Annotated in this window: 27 protein-coding genes; 9 read left to right on the top strand and 18 right to left on the bottom strand. The window is 35.5% G+C overall.

Annotation, left to right across the window (positions count from 1 at the left end; genetic code table 11):
* Positions 1-51 precede the first annotated feature (51 nt).
* From glpA to glpC, 3 genes are read left to right on the top strand one after another with little or no spacing between them, the layout of a single operon-like run.
* On the top strand, positions 52-1,743 hold the full coding sequence (glpA, locus tag A6A10_RS00305; protein ID WP_121122895.1) for an anaerobic glycerol-3-phosphate dehydrogenase subunit A: 1,692 nt from the start codon (positions 52-54) through the stop codon (positions 1,741-1,743).
* A complete protein-coding gene (gene glpB, locus A6A10_RS00310) occupies positions 1,733-3,019 on the top strand; it encodes a glycerol-3-phosphate dehydrogenase subunit GlpB (protein WP_121122897.1) in 1,287 nt (428 codons plus the stop codon). The genes glpA and glpB overlap by 11 nt, the downstream gene beginning before the upstream one ends.
* On the top strand, positions 3,016-4,299 hold the full coding sequence (glpC, locus tag A6A10_RS00315; protein WP_121122898.1) for an anaerobic glycerol-3-phosphate dehydrogenase subunit GlpC: 1,284 nt from the start codon (positions 3,016-3,018) through the stop codon (positions 4,297-4,299). The genes glpB and glpC overlap by 4 nt, the downstream gene beginning before the upstream one ends.
* A 64-nt stretch (positions 4,300-4,363) precedes the next feature.
* On the opposite strand, the gene hslU is transcribed toward glpC, so the two are convergent.
* Both hslU and hslV read right to left on the bottom strand, forming a co-directional pair.
* Positions 4,364-5,692: an HslU--HslV peptidase ATPase subunit gene (hslU, locus tag A6A10_RS00320; RefSeq protein ID WP_195759403.1), complete on the bottom strand. Its 1,329-nt coding sequence runs from the start codon at positions 5,690-5,692 to the stop codon at positions 4,364-4,366.
* Between the two features lie 116 nt (positions 5,693-5,808).
* Positions 5,809-6,330 (bottom strand): ATP-dependent protease subunit HslV, encoded by a 522-nt coding sequence (gene hslV / locus A6A10_RS00325; RefSeq protein ID WP_121122902.1) that lies wholly within the window; start codon positions 6,328-6,330, stop codon positions 5,809-5,811.
* Positions 6,331-6,731: 401 nt separating this feature from the next.
* Between hslV and A6A10_RS00330 the strand changes: the two genes are divergently transcribed.
* From A6A10_RS00330 to nusG, 6 genes are all read left to right on the top strand, one after another.
* The gene (locus A6A10_RS00330) at positions 6,732-6,887 is read left to right on the top strand and encodes a nitrate/trimethylamine N-oxide reductase NapE/TorE (protein ID WP_121122904.1); all 156 of its coding nucleotides are present in this window, start codon (positions 6,732-6,734) and stop codon (positions 6,885-6,887) included.
* Between the two features lie 16 nt (positions 6,888-6,903).
* Positions 6,904-8,076 (top strand): pentaheme c-type cytochrome TorC, encoded by a 1,173-nt coding sequence (gene torC, locus A6A10_RS00335; protein ID WP_121122906.1) that lies wholly within the window; start codon positions 6,904-6,906, stop codon positions 8,074-8,076.
* Between the two features lie 9 nt (positions 8,077-8,085).
* Positions 8,086-10,557 carry a trimethylamine-N-oxide reductase TorA gene (torA, locus tag A6A10_RS00340; protein WP_121122908.1) on the top strand — a complete coding sequence of 824 codons (2,472 nt, stop codon included), beginning with the start codon at positions 8,086-8,088 and terminating at the stop codon, positions 10,555-10,557.
* Positions 10,554-11,135 (top strand): molecular chaperone TorD, encoded by a 582-nt coding sequence (gene torD / locus A6A10_RS00345; protein ID WP_121122910.1) that lies wholly within the window; start codon positions 10,554-10,556, stop codon positions 11,133-11,135. Before torA ends, torD begins: the two co-directional genes overlap by 4 nt.
* A 139-nt stretch (positions 11,136-11,274) precedes the next feature.
* Positions 11,275-11,688 carry a preprotein translocase subunit SecE gene (gene secE, locus A6A10_RS00350; protein WP_121123234.1) on the top strand — a complete coding sequence of 138 codons (414 nt, stop codon included), beginning with the start codon at positions 11,275-11,277 and terminating at the stop codon, positions 11,686-11,688.
* A gap of 1 nt (position 11,689) precedes the next feature.
* Complete coding sequence (nusG, locus tag A6A10_RS00355) at positions 11,690-12,253, top strand: transcription termination/antitermination protein NusG (protein WP_121122912.1); 564 nt, start codon at positions 11,690-11,692, stop codon at positions 12,251-12,253.
* Positions 12,254-12,535: 282 nt separating this feature from the next.
* Here nusG and A6A10_RS00360 read toward each other — a convergent pair whose 3' ends face one another.
* The 16 genes from A6A10_RS00360 to A6A10_RS00435 all read right to left on the bottom strand — a co-directional run bounded on the left by A6A10_RS00360 (position 12,536) and on the right by A6A10_RS00435 (position 25,780).
* A complete protein-coding gene (locus tag A6A10_RS00360) occupies positions 12,536-13,771 on the bottom strand; it encodes an NAD(P)/FAD-dependent oxidoreductase (protein WP_121122914.1) in 1,236 nt (411 codons plus the stop codon).
* An 18-nt stretch (positions 13,772-13,789) separates the two neighbouring features.
* On the bottom strand, positions 13,790-16,072 hold the full coding sequence (locus tag A6A10_RS00365) for an MMPL family transporter (RefSeq protein ID WP_121122916.1): 2,283 nt from the start codon (positions 16,070-16,072) through the stop codon (positions 13,790-13,792).
* 10 nt (positions 16,073-16,082) lie between these two features.
* Complete coding sequence (locus A6A10_RS00370; RefSeq protein WP_121122918.1) at positions 16,083-16,673, bottom strand: LolA family protein; 591 nt, start codon at positions 16,671-16,673, stop codon at positions 16,083-16,085.
* Positions 16,670-17,113, bottom strand: a complete 444-nt coding sequence (locus A6A10_RS00375; protein WP_195759404.1) for an acyl-CoA thioesterase — start codon at positions 17,111-17,113, stop codon at positions 16,670-16,672. Before A6A10_RS00375 ends, A6A10_RS00370 begins: the two co-directional genes overlap by 4 nt.
* A gap of 74 nt (positions 17,114-17,187) precedes the next feature.
* The gene (locus A6A10_RS00380) at positions 17,188-17,613 is read right to left on the bottom strand and encodes an excinuclease ABC subunit A (protein WP_121122922.1); all 426 of its coding nucleotides are present in this window, start codon (positions 17,611-17,613) and stop codon (positions 17,188-17,190) included.
* Between the two features lie 38 nt (positions 17,614-17,651).
* Positions 17,652-18,578, bottom strand: a complete 927-nt coding sequence (locus A6A10_RS00385) for an LpxL/LpxP family acyltransferase (protein WP_121122924.1) — start codon at positions 18,576-18,578, stop codon at positions 17,652-17,654.
* Positions 18,575-19,306, bottom strand: a complete 732-nt coding sequence (locus A6A10_RS00390; protein ID WP_121122926.1) for a glycosyltransferase family 2 protein — start codon at positions 19,304-19,306, stop codon at positions 18,575-18,577. Before A6A10_RS00390 ends, A6A10_RS00385 begins: the two co-directional genes overlap by 4 nt.
* A complete protein-coding gene (locus A6A10_RS00395; RefSeq protein WP_121122928.1) occupies positions 19,306-20,622 on the bottom strand; it encodes a class I adenylate-forming enzyme family protein in 1,317 nt (438 codons plus the stop codon). Before A6A10_RS00395 ends, A6A10_RS00390 begins: the two co-directional genes overlap by 1 nt.
* On the bottom strand, positions 20,615-21,172 hold the full coding sequence (locus tag A6A10_RS00400) for a COG4648 family protein (RefSeq protein WP_121122930.1): 558 nt from the start codon (positions 21,170-21,172) through the stop codon (positions 20,615-20,617). The genes A6A10_RS00395 and A6A10_RS00400 overlap by 8 nt, the downstream gene beginning before the upstream one ends.
* Complete coding sequence (locus A6A10_RS00405; RefSeq protein WP_121122932.1) at positions 21,165-21,815, bottom strand: ApeI family dehydratase; 651 nt, start codon at positions 21,813-21,815, stop codon at positions 21,165-21,167. Before A6A10_RS00405 ends, A6A10_RS00400 begins: the two co-directional genes overlap by 8 nt.
* 5 nt (positions 21,816-21,820) lie before the next feature.
* Positions 21,821-22,075, bottom strand: a complete 255-nt coding sequence (locus A6A10_RS00410; protein WP_121122934.1) for an acyl carrier protein — start codon at positions 22,073-22,075, stop codon at positions 21,821-21,823.
* 9 nt (positions 22,076-22,084) lie between these two features.
* Complete coding sequence (locus A6A10_RS00415) at positions 22,085-22,342, bottom strand: phosphopantetheine-binding protein (protein ID WP_121122937.1); 258 nt, start codon at positions 22,340-22,342, stop codon at positions 22,085-22,087.
* A 3-nt stretch (positions 22,343-22,345) separates the two neighbouring features.
* Positions 22,346-23,107, bottom strand: a complete 762-nt coding sequence (locus A6A10_RS00420) for a lysophospholipid acyltransferase family protein (protein ID WP_121122939.1) — start codon at positions 23,105-23,107, stop codon at positions 22,346-22,348.
* Positions 23,092-23,844: a beta-ketoacyl synthase chain length factor gene (locus tag A6A10_RS00425; RefSeq protein ID WP_121122940.1), complete on the bottom strand. Its 753-nt coding sequence runs from the start codon at positions 23,842-23,844 to the stop codon at positions 23,092-23,094. Before A6A10_RS00425 ends, A6A10_RS00420 begins: the two co-directional genes overlap by 16 nt.
* 178 nt (positions 23,845-24,022) lie before the next feature.
* On the bottom strand, positions 24,023-24,478 hold the full coding sequence (locus A6A10_RS00430) for a hypothetical protein (protein ID WP_121122942.1): 456 nt from the start codon (positions 24,476-24,478) through the stop codon (positions 24,023-24,025).
* 63 nt (positions 24,479-24,541) lie between these two features.
* Positions 24,542-25,780: a beta-ketoacyl-ACP synthase gene (locus tag A6A10_RS00435; RefSeq protein ID WP_121122944.1), complete on the bottom strand. Its 1,239-nt coding sequence runs from the start codon at positions 25,778-25,780 to the stop codon at positions 24,542-24,544.
* Positions 25,781-25,823: the final 43 nt, after the last annotated feature.

Genomic DNA, 25,823 nt, shown 5'->3' on the forward strand with positions numbered 1-25,823 from the left:
AAAATTAATCCAATTTTATTTCTTTTATAAACATTTTTTGTGGGGGAGGTTATGACTATATCACCTCAAATATATCGAAATGTGGGCGATTTTTCACCACAAACCACAGATGTGATTATTATTGGTGGTGGTGCAACGGGAGCGGGGATTGCTCGTGATTGTGCTTTACGTGGTATTAATTGCATTTTACTCGAACGTCGAGATATTGCGACTGGTGCAACTGGTCGAAATCATGGTTTACTACACAGTGGTGCAAGATATGCAGTAAAAGACAGAGAATCTGCAACGGAGTGTATCGAAGAGAATAAGATTTTACGTAAAATTGCTCGTCACTGTGTTGATGAAACTGAAGGTCTATTCATTACCTTGCCTGAAGATGATCTTGCTTATCAAAAAACATTCCTAGATGCTTGTTCAGCTTCAGGGATTGAGGCGATTGCTATCGATCCTAAACTTGCCAAATATATGGAACCTTCCGTTAATCCCAATCTAGTTGGAGCGGTGGTTGTGCCTGATGGCTCTATTGACCCATTCCGCTTAACTGCTTCAAATATGATGGATGCAACAGAGAATGGAGCTAAAGTCTTTACCTACTGCGAAGTAAAAGGATTGATCCGAGAAGGTGGTAAAGTGATTGGAGTGAATGTTTACGATCACAAAAATCGAGTCGATCGTCAATTTTTTGCCGAAGTCGTGGTCAATGCAGGTGGAATTTGGGGACAAGGTATTGCCGAATATGCTGATTTAAAAATCAAAATGTTCCCCGCCAAAGGTGCTTTATTAGTTATGGGGCATCGTATCAACAAAATGGTTATCAATCGTTGCCGTAACCCTGCTGATGCCGATATTTTAGTACCAGGTGATACCATTTGTGTGATTGGTACTACCTCAAGTCGTATTCCTTACGATCAAATCGATAATATGGAAGTCACGCCAGAAGAAGTCGATATCTTATTTAGAGAAGGTGAAAAATTAGCGCCAAGTTTACGCCATACTCGTGTTTTACGTGCTTATGCGGGTGTTCGTCCATTAGTGGCTGCCGATGACGATCCTTCAGGACGTAATGTCAGCCGAGGAATTGTTTTACTCGATCACCAAGAGCGTGATGGACTAGATGGGTTTATCACTATCACTGGTGGTAAATTAATGACTTATCGTCTAATGGCTGAATGGGCGACCGATCTCGTTTGCAAAAAATTAAACAAATCTGCCCGCTGTGTGACTGCTGAAAATGTCTTACCGGGTTCAAGTGAAAGCCGAGCAGAAACCAATAATAAAGTCATTTCATTGCCAAGTACCATTCGCTACTCTGCCGTATATCGTCACGGTTCTCGTGCAACACGCTTACTTGATAAAGAGCGTTTAGACCGTTCTCTCGTCTGTGAATGTGAAGCGGTAACTGCGGGTGAAGTTCGTTATGCCGTGGATGAGTTAAGTGTTAATAATTTAGTCGATCTTCGTCGCCGTACTCGTGTGGGAATGGGGACTTGTCAAGCTGAACTTTGTGCCTGTCGTGCTGCGGGTTTAATGACTCGTTTTGATGTTGCTACACCTCGTCAATCAACCACCCAATTAGCCTCTTTTATGGAAGAGCGTTGGCGAGGAATTGAACCTATTGCGTGGGGGGATGCTATTCGAGAAGCCGATTTCACCAGTTGGATCTATTACAGCCTACTTGGTTTAAACGATGTTCAACCACTTGATCAACAAGCTCAGCAAGGGACGGATAACAATGAATTTTGATGTCGTAATTATTGGTGGCGGTCTTGCGGGATTAACTTGTGGGATTACGCTACAAGAACAAGGTAAACGTTGTGTGATCATCAACAATGGTCAAGCAGCAATTGATTTCTCTTCAGGTTCAATGGACTTATTGAGTCGCTTACCAAGCGGTGAGATTGTGAATGAGTTTTGCAAATCTTATCCATTGTTACAGCAACAGTTACCTGAACACCCCTATAGTTTAATTGGGGCGGAAAAAGTATTAGAAAAAGCGCAACAATTTGAAAAATTAGCCAAAACGTTAAATTTAGATTTAGAGGGTTCAACTCAAGGGAACCATTTTCGCGTTACGCCTTTAGGCGGATTGCGTGGTAGTTGGCTATCGCCAAACAGTGTACCAACTATACAAAATAGCGAAACCTTTCCGCATAAATCTATCGCGATTTTAGGGATTGAAGGCTATCACGATTTCCAACCACAATTATTAGCGGAAAACTTAAAACAAAATCCACAGTTTGCCCATTGTGAATTATCGACAGGCTATCTCAATATTCCTGAATTAGATCAGCTACGAGATAACGCACGAGAATTTAGAAGTGTGAATATCGCCCAATTATTGGAGCATAAACTAGCCTTTAGAGATTTAATTACAGAAATTCGAGATTCGAGCAAAAATGCAGAGGCGATTTTCTTACCTGCTTGCTTTGGGTTAGATGATCAAGGTTTCTTTAATATATTAAAAGAGAAAGTGGGCAAAGCCATTTTTGAATTACCGACTTTACCTCCATCATTATTAGGCATTCGACAACATAAGCAATTACGTAGCCATTTTGAAATGTTAGGTGGTCTAATGCTGAATGGCGATAAAGCGGTTAAAGCAGATATTGAGAATGGTAAGGTCAGTCAAATTTTCACTTCTTTGCATCCAAATGATGCGATTAAAGCTGAACATTTTGTATTGGCGACAGGCAGTTTTTTCAGTAATGGCTTAGTTGCTGAATTTGAACGGATATATGAGCCTGTATTTAATTCAGACATTATTGGTTACAAAAATTTTGAACCATCTAACCGCTTGTCTTGGACGTCACAACGTTTTTCCGCGCCTCAGCCTTATCAATCGGCAGGAGTTGCTATCAACGAATATTGCCAAGTCAAAGTATCGGGGCAATTTATGGATAATCTCTATGCCATCGGTAATGTTATTGGTGGATCGGATAGTTTAGAACTTGGTTGTGGTTCAGGCATTGCTGTGGTAACAGCATTGTATGTAGCGGAACAAATTGGAGGTGCAAAATGAATCTTCAACAATTAATTGACAGTGCACAGCAACAAATGCAATCCGCTTCAGCTATTCATCATCATGGCGGAATAGATGAATCTTTCGAAAGTTGCATCAAATGTACGGCTTGTACTGCTGTTTGCCCTGTTTCTCGCCAAAATCCATTTTATCCGGGACCAAAACAATCGGGTCCTGATGGCGAGCGTTTACGTCTAAAAAGTGCCGAGCTTTATGATGAAGCATTAAAATATTGTACTAACTGTAAACGTTGTGAAGTGGCTTGCCCATCGGATGTAAAAATTGGGGACTTAATTGTCCGAGCGAGAAATAATCATCTTGATCGTCAGAATAAACCTTTGATGCATAAATTACGTGATGCCGTACTCAGTAATACCGATTTAATGGGTAAGGTAAATACGCCATTAGCCCCGATTGTAAATGGTATTACTGGCTTGAAAGCAACTCGTTTTTTACTGGAAAAAACACTGAATGTTAGCCGTCATCGTACATTACCTAAGTACTCTTTCGGTTCTTTTAGAAATTGGTATTTGAAAAAAGAGGCGGAACGTCAATCACTCTACCGAGAAAAAGTTGCTTACTATCATGGATGTTATGTGAATTATAATAATCCACAGTTAGGAAAAGATCTGATTGATGTCTTTAATGCAATGGATATTGGGGTCGTTCTTCTTGAAAAAGAAAAATGCTGTGGCTTGCCTTTATCGGTGAATGGTTTCCCAGATAAAGCAAAAAAATTAGCAAAATTTAATTTAAAAGAGTTAGAAAAAGTCGTTGATAAAGAAATCGAAGTCGTTGGCACATCATCCAGTTGTACAATGAATTTACGTGATGAATATCATCATATTTTAGGGATGGATAATGCCAAGGTTCGTCCTCATATGAATATCGTGACACAATATCTTTATCAATTATTCAATGCAGGCAAAAAACCTCGCTTTAAATCAATGCCATTACGCATTGCTTATCACACTGCTTGTCACGTTGATAAAGCAGGTTGGGCTCCTTATACATTAGAGGTATTAAAGCATATCCCTGATCTAGAAATTGTGATGTTGCCTTCACAATGTTGTGGTATTGCAGGGACTTATGGCTTTAAATCTGAGAACTATGATGTTTCCCAAGCGATAGGTAATACATTGTTTGAAAATATTAATAATGGCGGATTTGATTTTGTTATTTCAGAATGTGAAACCTGTAAATGGCAAATAGATATGTCCACTAAATTAACTTGTTTGCATCCAATTACATTATTGGCAATGTCATTAGATAGAGCTTAATAAAAACAAGCGGTCACTTTTTGCAAAAGTTTTGCAGAAAGTGACCGCTATATTAATTGAACGATTACAGGATATAACGACTTAAATCTTCATTCTCAACCACATCATTTAGAGCGTTAGCAACATATTGTTCATCAATTACAATTTTGTCACCTGAGCGTTCGCTCGCATCAAATGAAATATCATCCATCAAGTGTTCTAACACGGTGTGTAAGCGTCTTGCCCCAATGTTTTCAGTTTTTTCATTCACACGGAACGCAGCTTCAGCAATACGGCTAATACCGTCTTTCGTAAATTCAATTTCCACACCTTCTGTTTTCATTAACTCACGATATTGTAAGGTTAATGAGGCACTTGGCTCTGTTAAAATACGTTCAAAGTCAGCTTGGTTGAGTGATTTTAATTCTACCCGAATTGGTAAACGACCTTGCAATTCTGGCAATAGATCAGATGGGCGAGTCACTTGGAATGCCCCTGAACAGATAAACAAAATATGGTCGGTTTTTACCATACCGTGCTTAGTATTGACTGTTGAACCTTCGATAATAGGGAGTAAATCACGTTGTACCCCTTCACGAGAAACATCGCCACCACTATTGCCACTTTTCTTAGCAATTTTATCGATTTCATCAATAAATACGATCCCGTGTTGTTCAACTGCTTCAATCGCTTGTTGTTTTAACTCTTCTGGATTAACCAGTTTCGCCGCTTCTTCTTCAATTAATACTTTAAACGCATCTTTGATTTTCATTTTGCGTTTTTTGGTTTTACTAGGCGACATACCCTCAAATAAAGATTGAAGTTGTGAAGTCATATCTTCCATACCCGGTGGAGTCATGATTTCTACACTCACAGGGGATGAAATTTCGATTTCAATTTCTTTGTCATCAAGTGAGCCTTCACGTAATTTTTTACGGAAAATTTGACGAGTAGTTTTATTCGATTCCGTTTCTTCAGAATTTCCCCATTGATCTTTCGCCGGCGGAAGTAAAATATCTAAAATGCGATCTTCTGCAGCTTCTTCTGCTCTGAATTTATTTTTTTCTACGGCTTGTTGGCGGACAAGTTTGATCGCAACATCTGTTAAATCACGGATAATTGAATCAACTTCTTTCCCGACATAACCCACTTCAGTAAATTTAGTTGCTTCGACTTTGATGAAAGGTGCATTGGCTAATTTCGCTAAACGACGAGCAATTTCAGTTTTACCAACCCCAGTTGGTCCGATCATCAAAATATTTTTTGGAGTCACTTCTTGGCGCAATTCTTCTGGTAATTGCATACGACGCCAGCGGTTACGCAATGCGATTGCCACCGCACGTTTTGCTTCGTTTTGTCCGATAATATGTGCATCAAGTTCTGATACGATTTCACGAGGTGTCATTGACATAATTTATTCCTTTATCTTTTTTTCTTTGAATACCTAGTTTTCAAGTATTCAAAATAGAATCTGCAAGCGGTCACTTTTTTCCGATTTTTTGCAAATTCCTTGATTTAAACTTATCTTAGTTAAACTTCTTCGATAACGTGATTATGATTACTGTAAATATCAATATCACCTGAAATTTTAAGGGCTTCTGATACGATTTCTTTAGCAGAAAGGTTGTTCTCTGTTCTAAGTAAAGCAAGAGCGGCTGCTTTTGCATAATTTCCACCTGAACCAATCGCTAGTACGTCTTGTTCTGGCTCGATAACATCGCCACTTCCAGAGACAAGTAGGAATTCACTTGAGTTGGCAACAATCATCATCGCTTCTAAGCGACGTAATGCCCGATCAGAACGCCATTCTTTGGCTAATTCAACGGCGGCTTTAATGAGATGCCCTTGGTGTAATTCTAATTTCTTCTCAAATAATTCACGCAAAATAAAAGCATCAGCGGTTGAGCCTGCAAATCCAGTTACAACTTGATCTTTATACATACGGCGAACTTTTCTTACCGTACCTTTTTCTATTGAGTTTCCCAATGTTGCTTGACCGTCACCGCCTATTGCAACTTTCCCATTACGACGAACGCATACGATTGTTGTCATCTTTAATCCTTTTATTTTTATAAAACTGTTTGCAGATCTAGGGGTGATTTTTCAAATATCAAGGGAAAAGAAAAATATAGGCTAAATATTTCACCAATATAGACTTAGTTATTAGGGAATTTTTAAAAATTTTGAAAGTAAAATAAGTATTAATATTGTATCTTTTTTTATTTGATTTTTTAAATAGTAACTTATTAAAAAATAACAAAAAATTCACATTTTTAAAACATAAAAATAATTATCATTTTGTGTAAATATTATACCAGGTAAGTGAGTTATTTGTTCTTTATGGAGTGTTTATTGATTATTATCAATTAATAAAGAATGAATTAACGTATAGTGAAGAATAATATATGTGTAATTACTTTTTTATTTTTTAGAGCTGTTTTTCAGGGGGATTTATGGAACAAGTGAAAAATTCATTGTTTCAAGATGTAATTAAAACTGTTGCATTAATCGGTGTAGTACTACCTATTTTAATGTTTGCTTGTGTAGGAGCGTATGGTCTGGTTGTATGGCTATTACAGATGTTTGTGATTGGTTTGCCAACAGCTTAACCAAAATGGAGCGATTATGAAATTATTCAAATTTATTAAAAATTTATTTATGAAACCTTCGGCTAAAATTGGTTTAGGTATTTTAGTGACATTAGGTTTTATTGCGGGTGCGATCAGTTGGCAATCATTTAATGATGTGATGGATAGCACAAGTACAGAAGAGTTCTGTGTGAGTTGTCACTCAATGGAACAACCGCTTGCGGAATTAAAAGAAACTGTGCATTGGTCAAATAGTTCAGGTGTTACTGCAACTTGTTCTAATTGCCATTTACCTCACGAAAAAACACCTAAATTTGCACGTAAAGTGCAAGCAATGCGAGAAGTGTTTGCTGAATTCACTGGAAAATATGACGAGGAAGGTTCTTTTGAAGAACATCGTCAAGAAATGGCAGAAAGGGAGTGGGCGCGTTTTGCTGCTAATGGTTCAAAAGAGTGTAAAACATGCCATAGTTATGAACGAATGGACTTTGACAATATGTCAGATCTCGCTAAAAAAGCGATGATACCTGCTGCGGAAAGAGATCAAAGTTGTATGGATTGTCATAAGGGTATTGCTCACCATTTACCAGAAATGAAAGCATCTAAAGGCTCAGCATCAAAATTTGATAATTTAGTGGTTTCTTCATTAAGTGCAGATAAAACCTACTTTACCAAAGCAAATGTTAAATTATTTAATGACGAAGCAATGTCTAGCAACATCGGTCAATTAGAAACAGCGGTACCTGTGACTTTTGTTAAGTCTGGTAAAGATGCGGATTTAGTTGAATTAACTATGTGGCGTAAAAATAAGGGCTTTGGACGAATTTGGTATCATCAATTTGGTAAAAATATTACTGATGCGGTATTAAGCAAAGAATTTATGCAAACAGAACCAAAATTTGAAGTGATTGCTACTCAAGAAGATCCACTTACTGGTTTAACTTGGCAGAATGTAAAAATGCAAGTGTGGGTACCAAAAGCTTCATTAATTGAAGACATTAAACCAATTTGGGCAGATGCAGAAAATACTTATAAAACACAATGTAGTACTTGTCATAGACAACCAGAAGTGGCGCATTTTGATTCAAATACTTGGATTGGTTTATTCAATGGAATGGTTGGTTTTACCAATATTGATAAACAAACAGGTAAAGAAGTTTTACGTTACTTACAACTTCATTCTTCCGATTTTGAACAGCACGCTGAATAAGGAAATCATATGAAACAATCACGTCGTCAATTTTTAAAAAATATGTCCGTTATGGCAGCTACATTTACCATGCCAAATTTCCTTGTGCCTCAAAAAGCATTTGCAAAAGAAGGTGAAGATCTGACTGCTTGGAAAATTACTGGATCGCACTGGGGTGCGATTCGAGCAAAAATTCAAAATGGTCGAGTAGAAGAAATAAAACCATTTGAATATGACCAATATCCAACAGAAATGATCAATGGTATTAAAGGATTAATTTATAGTGAATCACGTGTTCGCTATCCAATGGTTCGTTTGGATTGGTTGAAGAAACGTCACAATAGTAACACAGCAGAACGTGGTGATAACCGTTTTGTCCGTGTGACTTGGGATGAGGCTTTAGACTTCTTTTATGAAGAATTAGAGCGTATTCAGCAAGATTACGGCCCATGGGCATTACATACTGCAAACGTTGGCTGGCGTGCGACAGGACAATTCCATAGCTGTGGTAACCATATGATTCGTGCAATTGGAATGCATGGAAATAGTGTGAGTACCAGTGGAGACTATTCGACTGGGGCAGGACAAGTTATTCTTCCTTATGTGTTGGGTTCAACGGAAGTTTATTCACAAGGAACATCTTGGGAAATTATCCTAAAAGAGAGTGAAAATATTATTTTCTGGGCGAGTGATCCAATTAAGAATTTACAAGTGGGTTGGAACTGTGAAACACATGAAGCTTATAAGTATTTAGAGCAATTAAAACAAAAAGTTGCTAATAAAGAAGTCAATGTTGTTTGTGTTGACCCAGTGAAATGTAAGACACAAAACTACCTTGGTGCAGAGTATAAATATATTAATCCATTAAGTGATGTTGCTTTCATGTTAGCTATTGCTCACACACTTTATACTGAGAATTTATACGATAAAAAATTTATTGATATGTATACCGTTGGTTTTGAAAAGTTTGTGCCATATTTATTGGGTGAAACTGAAGATAAAAAACCAAAAACAGCAGAATGGGCATCAGAAATTTGCGGTATCAGTGCTGATGAGATTCGAGAATTTGCTCGTATGCTTGCGGGTAAACGTACTCAGCTTATTTTAGGTTGGGCTATTCAACGTCAGCAACATGGTGAACAACCTTACTGGATGGCTGCTGTACTTGCTTCTATGTTAGGACAAATTGGTTTACCAGGCGGGGGTATTAGTTATGCTCACCACTACAGTTCAATTGGTGTGCCCGAGTCTGGTGCAGCAATGCCAGGATCTTTCCCATTAAATTTAGATGAAGGACAAACACAAAAATATCCAAATACCGATTACAACGGTTACAGTTCATCTATACCTGTTGCTCGTTTAACGGATGCTTTATTAAATCCAGGACAAAAAATTAATGCTAATGGTAAAGAAGTTGTTTATTCTCCATTAAAAATGGCAATCTTTACTGGTTGTAACCAATGGCATCGCCAATCTGAACGTAATAAGATGAAAAAAGCTTTCCAAAGTTTGGAAACTATCGTTTCTATCAATTATAGTTGGACAGCAACTTGTCGTTTCTCTGATATTGTTTTACCAGCATGTACACCTTTTGAGCGTAATGATATTGATGCTTATGGTTCTTACAGTAGCCGTGGTGTGATTGCCATGCAGAAATTGGTTGATCCACTTTACGATTCTCGTTCTGACTTTGATATTTTCCGTGGGCTTTGTCGCCGTTTTGGTAAAGAAAAAGAATATACTCGTGGCATGAGTGAAATGGAGTGGGTTGAAAAACTGTATGAAGATTGCCGTGCAGAAAATGAAGGTAAATTTGAAATGCCTCCATTTGCAGAGTTTTGGAAAACAGGATACGTATTATTCCCAGAAGGTAAACCATGGGTACGCCATGCAGATTTCAGAGAAGATCCTGAATTAAATGCATTAGGTACACCATCTGGCTTTATTGAGATTTTCAGTAATACTATCGCAAGCTATGGTTATGAAGATTGTAAAGGGCATCCAATGTGGTTCGAAAAAGTAGAGCGCTCTCATGGTGGTCCTAAATCAGATAAATTTGATTTCTGGTTACAATCAGTTCACCCAGATAAACGTTTACACTCTCAGCTTTGTGAATCAAAAGAGTTACGCGATACTTACACAATTCAAGGTCGTGAGCCGTTATTTATGAATCCAGAGGATGCAAAACGTTTAGGTATTGTACATGGTGATTTAGTACGAGTTTATAATGATCGTGGACAAGCGATTGTTGGTGCTCACGTTTCGAATAATTTCCCTACGGGTGTTGTACGTTTACAAGAAGGTGCATGGTATTCACCATTAAATGAAGAAATTGGCTCTATTGATACCTATGGTGACCCTAATACGATGACACTTGATATTGGCTCATCAATGCTCGCACAAGCGGTATCAGCGAATACCTGTCTTGTTAACGTAGAGAAATATGAAGGTTCTGCTCCTGCGGTAACAGGATTCAAAGGACCAACAGAGATAACTTTATGATTGAAATAACAAGTGAAGAACGCTTATTTGTCTATTCGTGGCTAAGCAATGTGCTTGGTCACGAATTGTCTAAACAACAATTGGAACAATATCAAAATGGTTCTTTTGATGAGTTTTTTGATTTTTTAGCTCAGCAAGGCTTTAGTGAAGAAATAAAGGGGATTAAACAGTCTTTATCTGATATAAAAGAGAGAGAGTTTTCCCATTTAGAGTTAGCGGCAGATTATACTCAGCTTTTTTTACTGGATGGAGAAGTAAGTGCTTTGCCTTATGCATCAGTTTATTTAGATGAAGTTGAGTTAAGTAAGAATCTCGCTTTTTTGGATGACCTTTTAATCGAGTTTGGTTTACAGGTAAATAAAGAAACACATGAACCAAGTGATCATTTGTGCGTGTATATAGAGCTACTTATAAAGATTATTGAGTCATCTGATCAAGAATTAGAACAAGAATTTGTTCAAATCTATTTTTTACCTTGGCTACAAAGATTTGTTCTCAAAGTTAAAGGTATAAAAACACAGACTGATTTTTATCCACAAATTATCAATATTCTGGTTGGCTTATTATCTAAGGCGTAATTATTTACTTTTTCTCCCTATTATTTTAAGTAAATAGCAGAAATTTGATAAAAGATCGTGGCAAGGAAAGCAGAAAATGCTAGAATTGCACGCTTTAAAAATTAAACGTTCTCGATTATTAACAAATTTTAGGTTGTCTATGTCTAAAGAAAATCAAAAGAAAGCCCCTCAGCAGCTTGAAAATAAGGGTGTAAAAAGTAAAGGCGTAAACAGTGTTTTGTGGCTACTGTCTATTGTTCTTATTGCTGTAGCTGCTATTGGAAATGCTTATTTTGCAAGTCATTTCACCTTGATCGTTAGAGTTTTATTACTTGTTGTATTGCTTGTTGCTGCAGTTGCTTTTGCGGCGATTACAAACCAAGGCCAAAAAGCAATCAGTTTTATGAAAGAGTCTCGTCATGAATTGAGAAAAATTGTTTGGCCAAATCGTCAAGAATCAACTCAAACCACATTAATTGTATTAGCAGCTTGTGTTGTTGTTGCTCTAATATTATGGGGTATTGACTCAGTTATCGTATCTGTTGTTACATTCTTAACAAATTTGAGGTTCTAAGATGGAAGAAGTAGAGATAAAAGAAACCACAAAAAAACGTTGGTATGTATTACAAGCATTTTCGGGATTCGAAGCTCGAGTTGCAATGACATTGCGTGAGTATATCAAACTTCATAACATGGAAGATCAGTTTGGTGAAGTTTTAGTGCCAACAGAAGAAGTGGTAGAAAATGTTGCGGGTCGTCGCCGTAAAACAGAAAGAAAATTCTTTCCTGGTTATGTTTTAGTACAAATGGAAATGAATGATGAGACTTGGCATTTAGTAAAAAGTGTTCCTCGCGTGATGGGATTTATTGGTGGTACAGCAGATAAACCTGCACCGATTACACAACGTGAAGCCGATCGTATTTTAAATAGATTACAAGAAACGGCAGATAAGCCACGTCATAGAAAAGAATTCCAACCAGGTGAAGAAGTTCGTGTTACTGAAGGCCCATTCGCAGACTTTAATGGTACAGTTGAAGAAGTGGATTATGAAAAAGGTCGTTTGAAAGTTTCAGTTTCTATTTTTGGTCGTGCAACACCAGTTGAATTAGAATTCAATCAAGTTGAAAAACAAAGCTAAAAGTGTTTACAAATTTTATACTAGAATAACTCGCAGTTTTAGTATTAAGACAGACGTCTATTTTAAAGGGATAATTGTATAGTATTAAATATAAATTATCCCTCTAATTTTTATTCTTCTTTCCATTTTTTATTTATATTAAGAGTTTTATCACAATAGTGATAATTTTATCTTCAGAATGAATACTCCTTATCACTTTATTATCTTGATATATAAGTATAACAAAGCCTATATTAAATTTTAGTAAAAAATAAGTATCTAACCGCTTATTTCCGGATAAGTTTAATTTTGTGTGGCTACTCCACATAATTCCGCCAGTGCTTGTAATCGAGCATCTGATTTTGAGACAAAAGGATTTGTCTCATCCCAGGCATAACCCGCTAGGATTGATGAGATTATTCGGCGAATTTCAGGTTGGGGATTTTTTGCATAAATCACATTCTGAAATGATTCATCATACCAACCATTTACATAAGTTCTAAATGTATTCACACCAATCATAAGTGGTTCAGTAAATTCTTTTTGCCAATCCACTTGCTCTCCTTTGAGCTGACGAGTGATTAATCGGCTTGCTAGACGTGCAGAATGTAATGCGATTGTTACCCCAGAAGAAAATACAGGATCGAGAAATTCTGCGGCATTACCTAACAAAGCAAAGTGGTTTCCATATAAGGTTTTTACGTTGGCTGAGTAACCTTTAATCTGACGGTATGGCACTTCATTATCCCAATTTGCATTGGATAAAATGCGTTTCAACATCGGAGCTTCTAGTGCAAATTTTTTCAAAACACTTTCGCTTTCTCCTGATAATGTTTCTGGTAATCCAACAACACCAATGGAACAACGATTATCGGCAAATGGAATTAACCATAGCCATACATCTCTGTATTTAGGGTGAGTTGTAATTAAAATTTTATTGCGATCAAATTCCGTATCATCAATATTATCATCAATGTGTGTGAAATGAGCGATACGCATAGGTAAATGAGAGGGGAGTTCTAGATCAAGTAATTGAGGTAGGACTCGTCCATATCCACTTGCATCAAGTACAAATTTAGCCGAAATTTGATAATTTTCACCTTGCTCATTTTTAACATTGATAACGGCAAGCTCACCACTATTATCAAAGGCAATGACCTGATGTCCAAAGCGAACTGTCACACCTTTTTTTTCTGTTTCATCAATTAAAATTTTATCGAAAATCCCTCGACGAACTTGGTATGTTGTCCCCGGACCTTGTGTAAATTTATCCGTAAAATCAAAATAGGTATATCGGTTTCCCCATGTGAATGCGGCACCGTTTTTAAACTGGAAACTCGGTTCTGCATTAATTGCATCGACTAATTCTGCTTCTGCTAGAATTTCCATACAATATGGAAGTAAGCTCTCACCAATAACGAAACGAGGAAAATATTGTTTTTCTAGTACACAAATATTTAAACCTTGTTTTTTAAGTAATGAGGCGGATACTGAGCCAGCTGGTCCAGCTCCGATAATAACAACATCAAATTGTTCCATTTCCTTGCCCTTTTGCTATTAGCGTAATGTTTTAAATAAAACGAATAAACTAAATAAAATACCCATGCTCACGCTTAGCCCAAAACTTGCTATTGCAGGAGTAGTACTTATACCTAATAAAGAAAAAGAAATTAAAGTCGTTATTGCTGCTAATGTAATTGTTGTGTGTTTAGCAGATAAAGGCTCGTCAACCATTTTCATATAAACCGTATAATCAAGCGTAATTGCAGATACTAAGAGTAAACCAAACATTGTGAATAATGTAATTGGTAATGAAAACCAGCCAAAAATAGCAATGGTGAAAATAATTGAGGTAAGTGGAACTGCTAACATTTTTAGGGCATTTTTTATTCCAAAAATCTTCCACAATAATAACCCTGCAAAAAGGAAAGAAAGTAATTTGAGCCATCCCGCTTCATTACGTGTTCTTTCAAAAGCATTGTTCATTTGAGAACGTTTGTCTTGCCAGTAAATATCTACACTATTTTCTAATGATTGAATAAGTTGAATATCTTTCATTCCTGATAATTTTACGATTGATGCTACTTTATTTGGTTCGATTTCCCCCAAATATAATGTCTTCCATGCTTGGCCTATTTGAGTATTTAATGCTTGAGTCAATGTGATAATAGGGGCTTCTGGGAGAGACTGTATTGCATTTGTTATATATTCTGTTGGAATACCAATTTCAGAAAATACAGCATAATTAGATTGTTTAATCTTATTATTTAATTGCACAATAAATTCTTTTTGAGCTTTTTCAGAATGTATCCACTGACTTAAAGATTGAAATGAATCTACTTTTCCATGTTGTTTTAAAGATGCTAATGTATTGGATAATACCTGATCTTGTTCTAATAATTTTTGATCATTCTCAGCAATGAGGAGAAAATATTGTGAACCTAAATCCATTTTAGTAATGTCTGAAATTTTTTTAGCTTGTAATAATAATGGCTCAGGTAAAGCAACCCATTGACGTATATCATCTTTCCATTCACTTCTATATATTCCCAATCCTACACCTAAAAAGAGGATAAAACCCAAGCTCCATTTTATGATTGGATTTATGGTTAAAGATAAATTAGGTAATGCAATATGGTAATTCTTTGATTGATAATGTATAAATCCTAAAGGTAAGAAAAGTAACGTGAAAAGAATGGAAAAAATAAGGGCAGTAGCAGAGAATAAGGCTGTCTGTTGAAGGATAGGTAAAGAGGTCACACCTAACAGAATATAACCAATTAATGTTACGATAAGGCTAATAAAAAATGGAAAACATAATTTTTCCATCATTTTTTGCCCATTCCAATGCTGATGAAATAATGATGAGGCTAACCAATGGAGTGGAAAATCAATCAATACACCAACAAGACTGGTTCCAATCACTAAAGTTAAAATGTGAATATGCCCAACTGTAAATACAGTAATGACTATTCCACCTAATACTCCAACCAAAATAGGCGTAAATAACCAAAGCACTCGAAAAGTACGAAATACAATAAGTAATAGTAATAGTGTTAAGCTAATGCCAACAATACTCATTGTTGTACTTTCTTGTTCTGCCTGCTGTTTTGTGGCATTTGCAAAAAGAGCAGAGCCTGTGACAAGAAATTGCCCATCTTGTTGAGTCACTCTTTTTTCGTTATCTGCAATTAAATTAAGAATATTGGTTTGAGGATTGATTAAATCCTGTTGCGTTAAATCACCTTGTAATAGCACCCAAGTTATCTCGTTATTTTTGACAAATAACATGCCGGTGTCTGCATCCCACTGTATAGCACTTTGCAGTTGAGATTGATGTAGAGCAAATCGTCCAAATCCTAGCCAATCCTGATCTAATGATAGCAAGTTACTTTGTTGAAAAGGATTAATAATTTCTTCTGCATATTCTCTAAAATAGGATTCTGGGTGTGTAATTAGTTGAGTTTGAATTGCTTTAGGTAAGATAGCGAGACTTAATTGTGAAATTTCTTGTTTTAATTGTTCAAGATCTGGAGTGATTATATTATTTGTTTGCTCAAATAGATTACTTGATTCCCAAGTCTTTTCGATTTGTTTAGCGAGTGAAAAAGCCCGTTCTGGATCTTTATGACCTACCAAAGCAATCACTTTTTTATTAAATTTTTCTTCTTGGATTTTATCTGCTCGTTCTTGAATCTCTGTCCAAGCGTGATTCTGTGGTAGTAATGGTGTTAAGTCTGTTTGTAACCATGCTGTTCTAAGTTGGGAAAAAAATAACACTAAAATAACGGATAAAAATAATCCATAACAATAACGATATAATGTTAAATATTTTCCCATACCCATTCTCTTACGGTTGTAATGCTTTTTGAGCAAAAGCAGAAACTGGTGCGTTCAATTTAATATCTTTAAATTGGATAAGTGTTCTATCACCTTGTTTTTCTTTCAGTTCAATTTGTTTAACAACTTGATCTCCATTTAATACGATCTCTGTGAAAATTTGTTTCATTAGTAGACTTTCGGGTGTTAATGTTAATTGCCATTGAGTATCTGAACCTTGTAGAGATAGTTGAAATTGGTTTGCTAAGGCATCGGTATTTCCAGAAAGTAAACCTAAAAATAGAGAGACTTGTTCATTTTCTCCAAGCTTATTATTTTCTACCCAACTTTTTCCATTCCATTGATTGATACCTGATTTAGACACTCGTAGGTAATTTTCAAATGGTTTTTGAGTATGCCATAACAGACCTTGATTTTTAATCAGTGAGAATTCGCCTGAAATAATGATTGGATTATTTAGTGCCTTTAAAAACCGAGATTGTGTAAAATTTCCTTGTGTATTATTCGGCTTTTGAAGTAATTCAAATAATTCTCCTTGTGAAAAGCCAAAAGAGAGTGAAGAAAATAAGAATAAAACTAAACTGATAATATATTTTTTCATAGGTTATTTGGATTAAATGAGTGGTAATGCTCAATGGCATCACGCCAAGATTGAGGAGTTTGTAATTGCATTTCTCCACTATTAATATCAACAGCAACCTGTGTTGTTGAACCCGTTGTTAATTTATTTCCAGAAGCAACATCAACGATTACATAATCAATTCGAATACAGCTTTCATATTCGACAACAGCTAAATTTACTCTGATTTTTTGTCGAAATAATGCGGGTTTGACATATTTTAAATTGATTTGAACAATAGGCCATCCGTATCCTTGTTCACGCATTACATCATAGGTATAGTTAATTTCTTCTAAAAAAGCACAGCGTGCCATTTCTAAATATTTTACATAATGCCCATGCCACATAATATTCATTGAATCTACATCAAAGAATGGGATTTCATATTCCGAACTATGATGAGCATAAACATGTTTTTTTATTTTCATAATAATCTCAAATAAAACAAGCGGTAAGATTAATTACAAAATTTGTAAAATCTTACCGCTTTAATAAATTATTTAACGATGTCTCCTTTTAATGCAACACCACCAATAATATTTCCTGTATGACACTCGAATTGTGTGGAGCTAGTATAAGTATTCTTTTTATAGTAACTCACAAGATTACCTACTTTTGTTGCACCATTAGCTTTTGCTGTATCTTGGAATTGCTTTACTGCAGATAAAAACGCCCATTCACAAGCCTCTTTGTCTGTCTTGTTTACTGCATTCGTTTTCTTATTACTCACTAATCCTGATTGAATTACTTTACCTGAAGCCTGTTTAGCAAAAGATAATTTAATATTTGGATCTAATACTTGTTTGGCTTGTGGAGAGTTTAATGCATCTTGAATAGAATAATAATGTGTTGTATCTGTGGGGGCACAAGCTGCAATTAAAATTACGCTTAAAGTTACAGCAAATGTTTTAATAAGTTTCATAAAGGACTCCTATTTTAGTTGGGGATAAAGTAATTTAATTAATTTTCGTGGTGCCAAAATGCATAGAAATTAAACCATAGTAAAGGATTATCTCTACACTCATTCGCTAATAATTCTGCATAGCGTTGCATTACTTGTCTAATATTTTTATGTCGATTAACTCCTCTTCCCGTAATTCCATCAGAAAAGCGTCTTAATTTTAATCTATATTGGCGATTCTCTTTCAAACAGAAAATCGTGTTAATAGGAACTTTTAAGATACTTGCTAGTAGCCATGCTCCTTGGGGAAAATCAGCTTCTTGACCTAAAAATTCGATAGATTCTATTTTATCCCCTCTAATAGGAATACGATCTACTGCAAGGGCAATCCACTCACCTTTTTCAACTCGTTCATGAAGTTCTATCATTTTCTGTGCATCAAGATCTTCAACTTGAATAAGGGATAATTCATCAGCACCCGCTTCAGCTAAAGCACGATTAAATTCTTGAGCATGATGATTATGGACTAGGATATTTAATTTAAAGTTTTTATGTTGTCCACTATTTGCTAATGCTCGACAAACTTCAATATTACCGAAATGAGAACAAATTAAAATTTGTCCTCGTTGGCTTTCTTTTTCCATATCTTGAAGAAGATTGTCTAAATCATCAATAATTATATCGTTAAAATTTATCTTTTTTTGCCAAACCGCAAAACGATCAGTAATCGCTTCCCCAAAATTAAGGAATTGACGAAAAACAGAGAATTTAGGCAGTACGACATTGGGATAAGTTTTTTTTAAATTACGCTGATATTCTGCAATATTTTTTCTCATATTTTTGGCGGTCAGAAAGAAATAACTCACCACAAAAAAAGTCACTAATCGAATAATATAAAGTGGAAAGTATTTAACAATTAATCGTGTAATTGTTAGAAATAAACGAGTGCCTCTTTCATTTTGTTTTGCCCAGTGATCTGCACTCATACCTTTTTACCTGATAATAATCTAAATAACATGCCGAAAAATAATCTTGCATGCATTTTACTAATTAACCAATTATCTTTCCAACCACGAAAATGCGAGACTCCACCTAATTCATATTTAACGGGCGTATCTATCCAAATCATCGGAATATATCGCCAATGTATTTTAACCAAAATTTCCGTATCAAAATCCATATAATCACCAATTTTCTCTTTTTCCACAATAGGCATAATTTGCTGTAATGGATAAATCCTAAATCCACACATACCATCGGGAATATCTAAAGAAAGTGTATTAATTGCGATCCAAAAATTAGTTATTTTTCTACCATATAGCCTAGCTTTAGGCGCATCATCACTATAGATTGGATTGGCACAAATTAAAGATGTAGATGACTGCTCACTTTTTGTAAGCATTAGCTCAGCATCTTCGATACGATGTTGCCCGTCAGCATCAACTTGTAGTGCATGAGTAAAATCTTGTTTGAATGCTTCCAACAAGCCCGTTTTTACGGCTGCACCCTTTCCCCCATTTTGTTCGCGATAAATTACACTTATATCCTCTTGTGTTGCTAATATGGATAACACCATCTTGTGTTCATCTTTAGACCCATCATCCACAATTAACACAGGCAGATTCAATTTTCTTAATTTATCAACGACTGCACTAATCGTATCTGAATGATTATAGTGAGGAATAATGGCAATAGGTTTAAATTGGCTTTTCATTAATTAATCTCATCTTGTTGTGCAAAGCAGACTTTTTCAAAATCTTTTCGCTGAATTTTGGATTGGCTATTGCGAGGAAGTCTCAAACAAAACCGCCAAAAACGAGGTAAAGTAAAGCGTTCTTGAGTTTGCATAAGATGTTGTTTTAAATTTTCAATCAGATCTTTTCGAGCATTTTGCTTAAGGGTATTGATTCCTTCTTCACTTAATGCCACCCAAGCAACAGGGCGATGTTTTTCTGGGTGTATTGCAATATAACAATCAATCACCCAAGGGTGAGATAATAAATCTTGTTCAATTCTTACCAAAGAGACACGTTTATCTCCTAATTTTACAATGCGATCTGATCGACCAAGGAGTTGGAAACCATTTTGATTAATTTCAATAGCATCAGCAGTTTGCTCTCTCTGACTAATCCATGCAGATTCAACCCATAAGACGCCATCATTATTTAAACCAATTGTAGATTCAGGTAACGATTGCCATAATTGATCGTCTTGGCGGAATGCAATTGCGCCAGTTTCAGTACTTCCATAAATTTCAACAAGTGGAATTTGTAATCTTTCTCTAAGATGATTACCAATATGGTTATGTAATACGCCACCAGATGAAATAACCCCAGTAAGATTGTTCACTTTGATATTATCTATATTTAGGTTTGTTAATAATGTGGGGCTGCTAATCCAAATAACTTGGGGATAGTGATAGCTTTCTGCAATCAAATATTCTGGATACTGTAATTGCTCTCTACCTAATATCCACCCCATTTCTATCGCTAAAAATATGCGAAAAGTTAATCCATATAAATGCTGAACACTTACACTACCTAATATCCCAATATGATTCCCTCTATCGAATGGAAGTATTTGAGATAATATTTCAGCCTCTTTCCACATTTGTTTAGCTGTTTTTTTTATGATTTTTGCGTTACCACTGCTACCGGAGGTTTTTAGCCAAATTTCTGTTGGATTATTTTTATCTACAAGCGGTTGGATTTGCTCAATTTTTTGCAAAATACCATAGGTGTTGAATTGAGTGGATGTGATGAACACATCTGCATTTTCATCGATCCATTGCTTATTTTCTGGTAGTAAATTGGGAGGTAATAAGACGGTACAATTTGTATTTAAGCAGGCTAAAAGCACACAAGTAAACTGGCTTGCATCCTCAATCCATAATGCGACTTTTTGAATTTTATCTTGTTCTAGCTGTTGGCGGATTTGTTGCACTCGAGATGAAAAATCAATAAGACTCCATTTTGGATTGAGCGCAACCAAGTGAGTACAATCTAATAAATTATTTTGATAATTATCCATTCTTCTTCATCACTCGTTGTCTAATGAGCCACTCAGTCAACATTAATAATGCCATTAAAATATATGAAATAACGCCAGTATAAACTGCCCAATATTGATATTCTTTTAGTAAGATTAATACAATGGTAATTCCACCATTAAACACAAAGAATAGACACCAAATTTTAGTCACATTTCGAGTATACAAGATCCCTTTCGGCGGTAAATTAGGGTCAGTTAATCGAGCTAGACGTTCGACAATGGTTTGTGAGGTAAATAGGCTCGAACTAAAAATTATCAGCATTACCATATTGATTAACACTGGATACCAAAACATCATCGATGTTGTTCGAGTAAGAGCAACAATACACAACAAAATACTCATAAAGAATGAAAAATATCGATATATGCCTTTTGCTTGCAAGAGGCCTCTGATAGCCCAAAGCACCACCATGACATAGAGTAAGTAATGAAGTATGTAGGTTTGACCATTGGCCAATACCCAAATAATTGGATAACTTACACTGGTTAGCGTTAATAAGGTTGTCACGACTAGACGAAGTTTATTCATCACAAAATAATATTCGGCCACTACTGCACATTTCATTATCTGTCTTTAATTGGAAGATAACTCTGTTATTTTCAGGCTGCCATGTTAAGTGTAATTCTATATCATCGTTTGGACGTAAGAACTTTTGGAATTTAAGATTATCCACTCTTAAAATTGTTTTTTGTACACCCAAACATTCAGTAATTTGATCATTTACCCACTGTAATTCGATAACGCCAGGAACAAGAGGAAAACCCGCAAAATGTCCTTTAAAAAAAGTAAGATCAATTGGTACCTTACCTTTTAAGACAAGTTGCTCATCTTGATACTCTTTTTTTATCCAGATAGGATCAACGATCTCTGTGGTACATGTTTCTTCAAATGCTACAAGGTCAACATGAGATTGATGATCTCGAGGTAACTTGTCGATAAAGTACCATAATTCTGGAATAGTAAGATTGCCTTCTTGTTTTAAAAGATAAGTTTTTGATTGTTCTATAACTGCATTACGTCCTTTTTCTCGGAAAAGATTAATTCCATCTGCCGACAATTCAGCCCAAACGACTAAATCTGCTTTCTGAGGATGATATGCAATATAACAATCAGAAATTAAATTATGATTATTTAAAGAAAGTTGTATGCTGTTTAAAAATTTATTTTCCATCAGTTTTATTGTTGGGCATTCTGACTAATTTTTTTAACAGCCTCAACGACATCATTTACTGTACGTACATTGCGAAAATCTTCAGCTTGTAACTTATATCCTGTTTTACGCTTGATATAATCAATTAAATCGATCGCATCAATGCTATCTATTTCAAGATCTTCGTATAAATTGGTTTCGAGAGTAACTTGCTCTTTATCGATTTCGAAAAGAGAACCTAATGCATCGACTAATATCTGATAGATTTCTTGTTCTGTCATATTGCTTCCTTAAACTTGTTGAGAACGAATAAACGTTGCTAATGTTGCAACACTTTCAAAATGTTCACGAAGATTTTGTTGTTGACTATCTAATTGTAAACCAAAACGTTTTTGTATGGCTAATCCAAGTTCTAACGCATCAACAGAATCCAAACCTAAACCATCATCGCCAAATAATGGAGCATCCGTGTATATATCTTCAACATTGATATCTTCGAGTGCTAAACTATCAATGATTAATTGCTTTAATTGTAATTCAAGTTCCATGTTTTAATCCTTTGAATGTAAATTGAAATAATGCTCTAAATATTCATTTAATTTACGAGATGCAATTGGTAATGGTTTTTCAGCGAGCCATACTTTAGGATCGATGTCTTCACCTACAATAAATTGATAATGAATTTTTCGTGAAGGGATTTTATACCAAGGTTGACCTTTTTTAAAATTAAGCGGTGACATTTTTATGACAATAGGTGTAATAACTTTAGCACTACGTAAACCAATAGATACTGCTCCCCGATGTAATTTTACAACGCCATCCCATCCAGTGCGGGTTCCTTCTGGAAATAATAAAAGTGACTGATTTTTAAGTATATTATCACATTGTTCCAACAATTCTTCTGATTCTGTATTGGGCAAAAATCCACATGCTTTAATTGGGCTAGTCATCGCAGGATTTTTCATTAAATCTTTTTTCACAATACAGTTAAAACGAGACTCTTGGCTAAAAATGAGTACGACATCTAATAATGAAGGATGATTTGCTAGAACAAGTTGGCCTTCTCTACCTAGGCGTTCAAATCCGTGATAGGTGACGTCTAATATGCCTGCAAGGGTTAGATACTTTACAAAAAATAGCCATGTTTTACTGACAATCTTCCTACCAGCTAATTGAGTGGCTAAATCCTGATGGGGATATTTTTTTGCATATGGATAAAGGATAATCAAAAAGAGAATGCCCACGATACCAAATAAAATAAAGCCAAATAGTGTTGCTAGAAATCGCCTTATCCAATCTAATTTTTCTGCCATTGCCAATATCCTCCTCGACTATTCGGGGTTTGCCAGTGGCTTTGAGCTAAGTAGGTATTTTTTATCCACGTTAATGCATTATCTGCAAAATTTAAGTGTTCAAATTGGTGAGATGAATTTGCATATAAACTGAGTTGGTAGTCATTTCCCTTTTCAATGATCATCGCCAATGCATAAGCAAAAGGATGTCTTGTTACAGGTTGAACCTCAATATCTTTACTTAATGGATTTTCTACGATAACGACAAGTACTTTCTCATGTCCTTCGTTTAATAAGCAATAAGCTTCCATGATAGCAATTTCTAAATTATCTTTTGTTGCAGTAATTGCTGACGTTTCGTTTTTTACTTGTCGCATTTCTGACCATTGTCCAACGAGTGCGTTATGAACAGATAAGCTAAATGACGTTGGGGAGACATCACCGTCAGTTAAAAGTGATTGCCATAATGAAAAACTACGGTTAATTTCACTATTTAAAGAAGCATAAACTACAGGTAAATTACTTTCATTGTCTGTTAATTCCCATGCAGCCTCAAAAAATAATCTAGCAGAATCGCTTAAACGTCTGCGTTTAATGGGAGGTAAAAAAGCTAATTTAGGTTTAACCTCTTCAGCTAAATCAGAGATAGCAAACCAATGATTTTCACCTAGCTTCCAATCTTCAGTACTTAATGCTTTATTACAAACGACATTCCATTGGCTTATATTGAAAGAAAAATGACAGGCCGGATTACTCATGAGTTGATTATTTGAATAGAAGAAATAAAGTAATGATATTCTAACTTAATTTTAAAAAATTATGAAAACTTAATATGTGTAGTAAGTAATTATTTTTTATGCCTGTTTAGATAATATCTAATTATAAGAACTAAAAAACCATAATGCATTTACTAAAACTACTATATTCAAATCAAAGTTATCTAATAGCATAATTTAGAATGTAATCTGTTAAATATTCTATTTCTAGTGCAGTGAGCTTTTTGAAGTAATTTTCATCTAATTTTTCATTTATTTTTCTGATAGGATTATATAATTTTTCAATCCATACTATATTATGAGTCTTTTTTCTTTTTTTTAACTGTTTAACAGAGCTTCCTCTAGTTCTAGAGGCTGTAACAATAATATCACAGTTATATTCTTTAATCAGTTTATCATCAACCCAATGTTTTATTTCATTACCATTATCACCTGATGTTGAAATACCAATTTTAATATTTTTATAGTCAAAAATAGCAACATCATCTCTACTATGTATTTTATATTCCTTAAGCAATTTTATTTTATTCTTCTTCAAGTTTTTAATCAGTCCTCTTAGTGTTTTTGTTTTTCCTTGATTGGCGGCACCAAATACTGCAATAATCAATTTTTTCATATATACCTCACTTTATGTTAGGGATAATTACAAATTACTTTTGTAATTATCTTATTTAATAACTTACCCAACCCATCGCTTAAAAATAAGGGAGGTATTCACTCCACCAAATGCAAAATTATTATTCATGACATAATCTGTTTGGATTTCTCGTCCATCACCTTGTATATAATCCACTTTGCCACATCGCTCATCAATATCTTCTAGGTTAATTGTTGGTGCAAACCAACCATCTCGCATCATTTCAATAGAGAACCATGATTCTAAAGCACCACAAGCCCCAAGTGTATGACCAAGGTAACTTTTTTGTGAACTCAATGGAATATGACCAAATACAGCTTCGGCAGCTAATGTTTCCGCAATATCGCCTTGTTCTGTAGCGGTACCATGCCCATTTACGTAGCCTATTTGCTGAGGTGTGATGTTGGCATCTTTTAGTGCCATTTCCATACAGCGTTGCATCGTTTCTTTTTGTGGTCGGGTAACATGGCTACCATCACTATTTGCACCGTATCCCACAATTTCTGCAATAATATTGGCTCCTCGAGCTAAAGCATGTTCTAGCTCTTCTAATACGAATATACAGCCCCCTTCTCCAATAACTAATCCATCACGTTTTTTATCGTATGGAAGTGGCGTGTTCTCTGGGTGAGTATTCTTACGGCTAGCTGCATATAAAGAATCAAACACATACACTTCAGATGGGCAAAATTCTTCACCTCCTCCTGCTAACATCATTGGAATCAAACCATATTTAATAGATTCATAAGCATATCCAATGCCTTGGCTACCAGATGAGCAAGCACTAGAGGTTGGAATCACTCTACCTGTTAAACCAAAGAAAATCCCAATATTTGCCGCAGTGGTATGTGGCATCATTCTGACGTAAGTGTTAGCACTAAAGTTGTCTGAAGAGCCCGTCATTAAGAGTTCCCCTACATCTCGAGTATCTTTTGTACTTCCTGTTGAGGAACCACATGCAACCCCCATTCGCCCATCCTTTAATATCGGATCAATTTGTCCATCGTGATATAAATTGGCAGATTGTAATGCTTGTTCTGCAGCATCAACACATAGGTGACTTACTCTACCCATGCTTCTTAATTGTTTACGAGTCCAATGCTTAGGCACTTGATAATCTGATATTGGGGCACCTAATTGTGCTTCTAAGTCTGGGAATTGATCTGCCCAATCCATAAACTTAACGGCATTTTGTTTGCGTTGAAAAGCCGCTTTAATTTCTGACCACTCACGACCAAAGGCAGTAATTCCACCAATACCTGTTACAACAACTCGTTTCACTTAATTATCCTTTTGCAAAAAATTATGTTTATCTTACCGCTTG

Origin of the sequence: Otariodibacter oris, assembly GCF_009684715.1 — a bacterium.
Lineage (GTDB): Bacteria > Pseudomonadota > Gammaproteobacteria > Enterobacterales > Pasteurellaceae > Otariodibacter > Otariodibacter oris.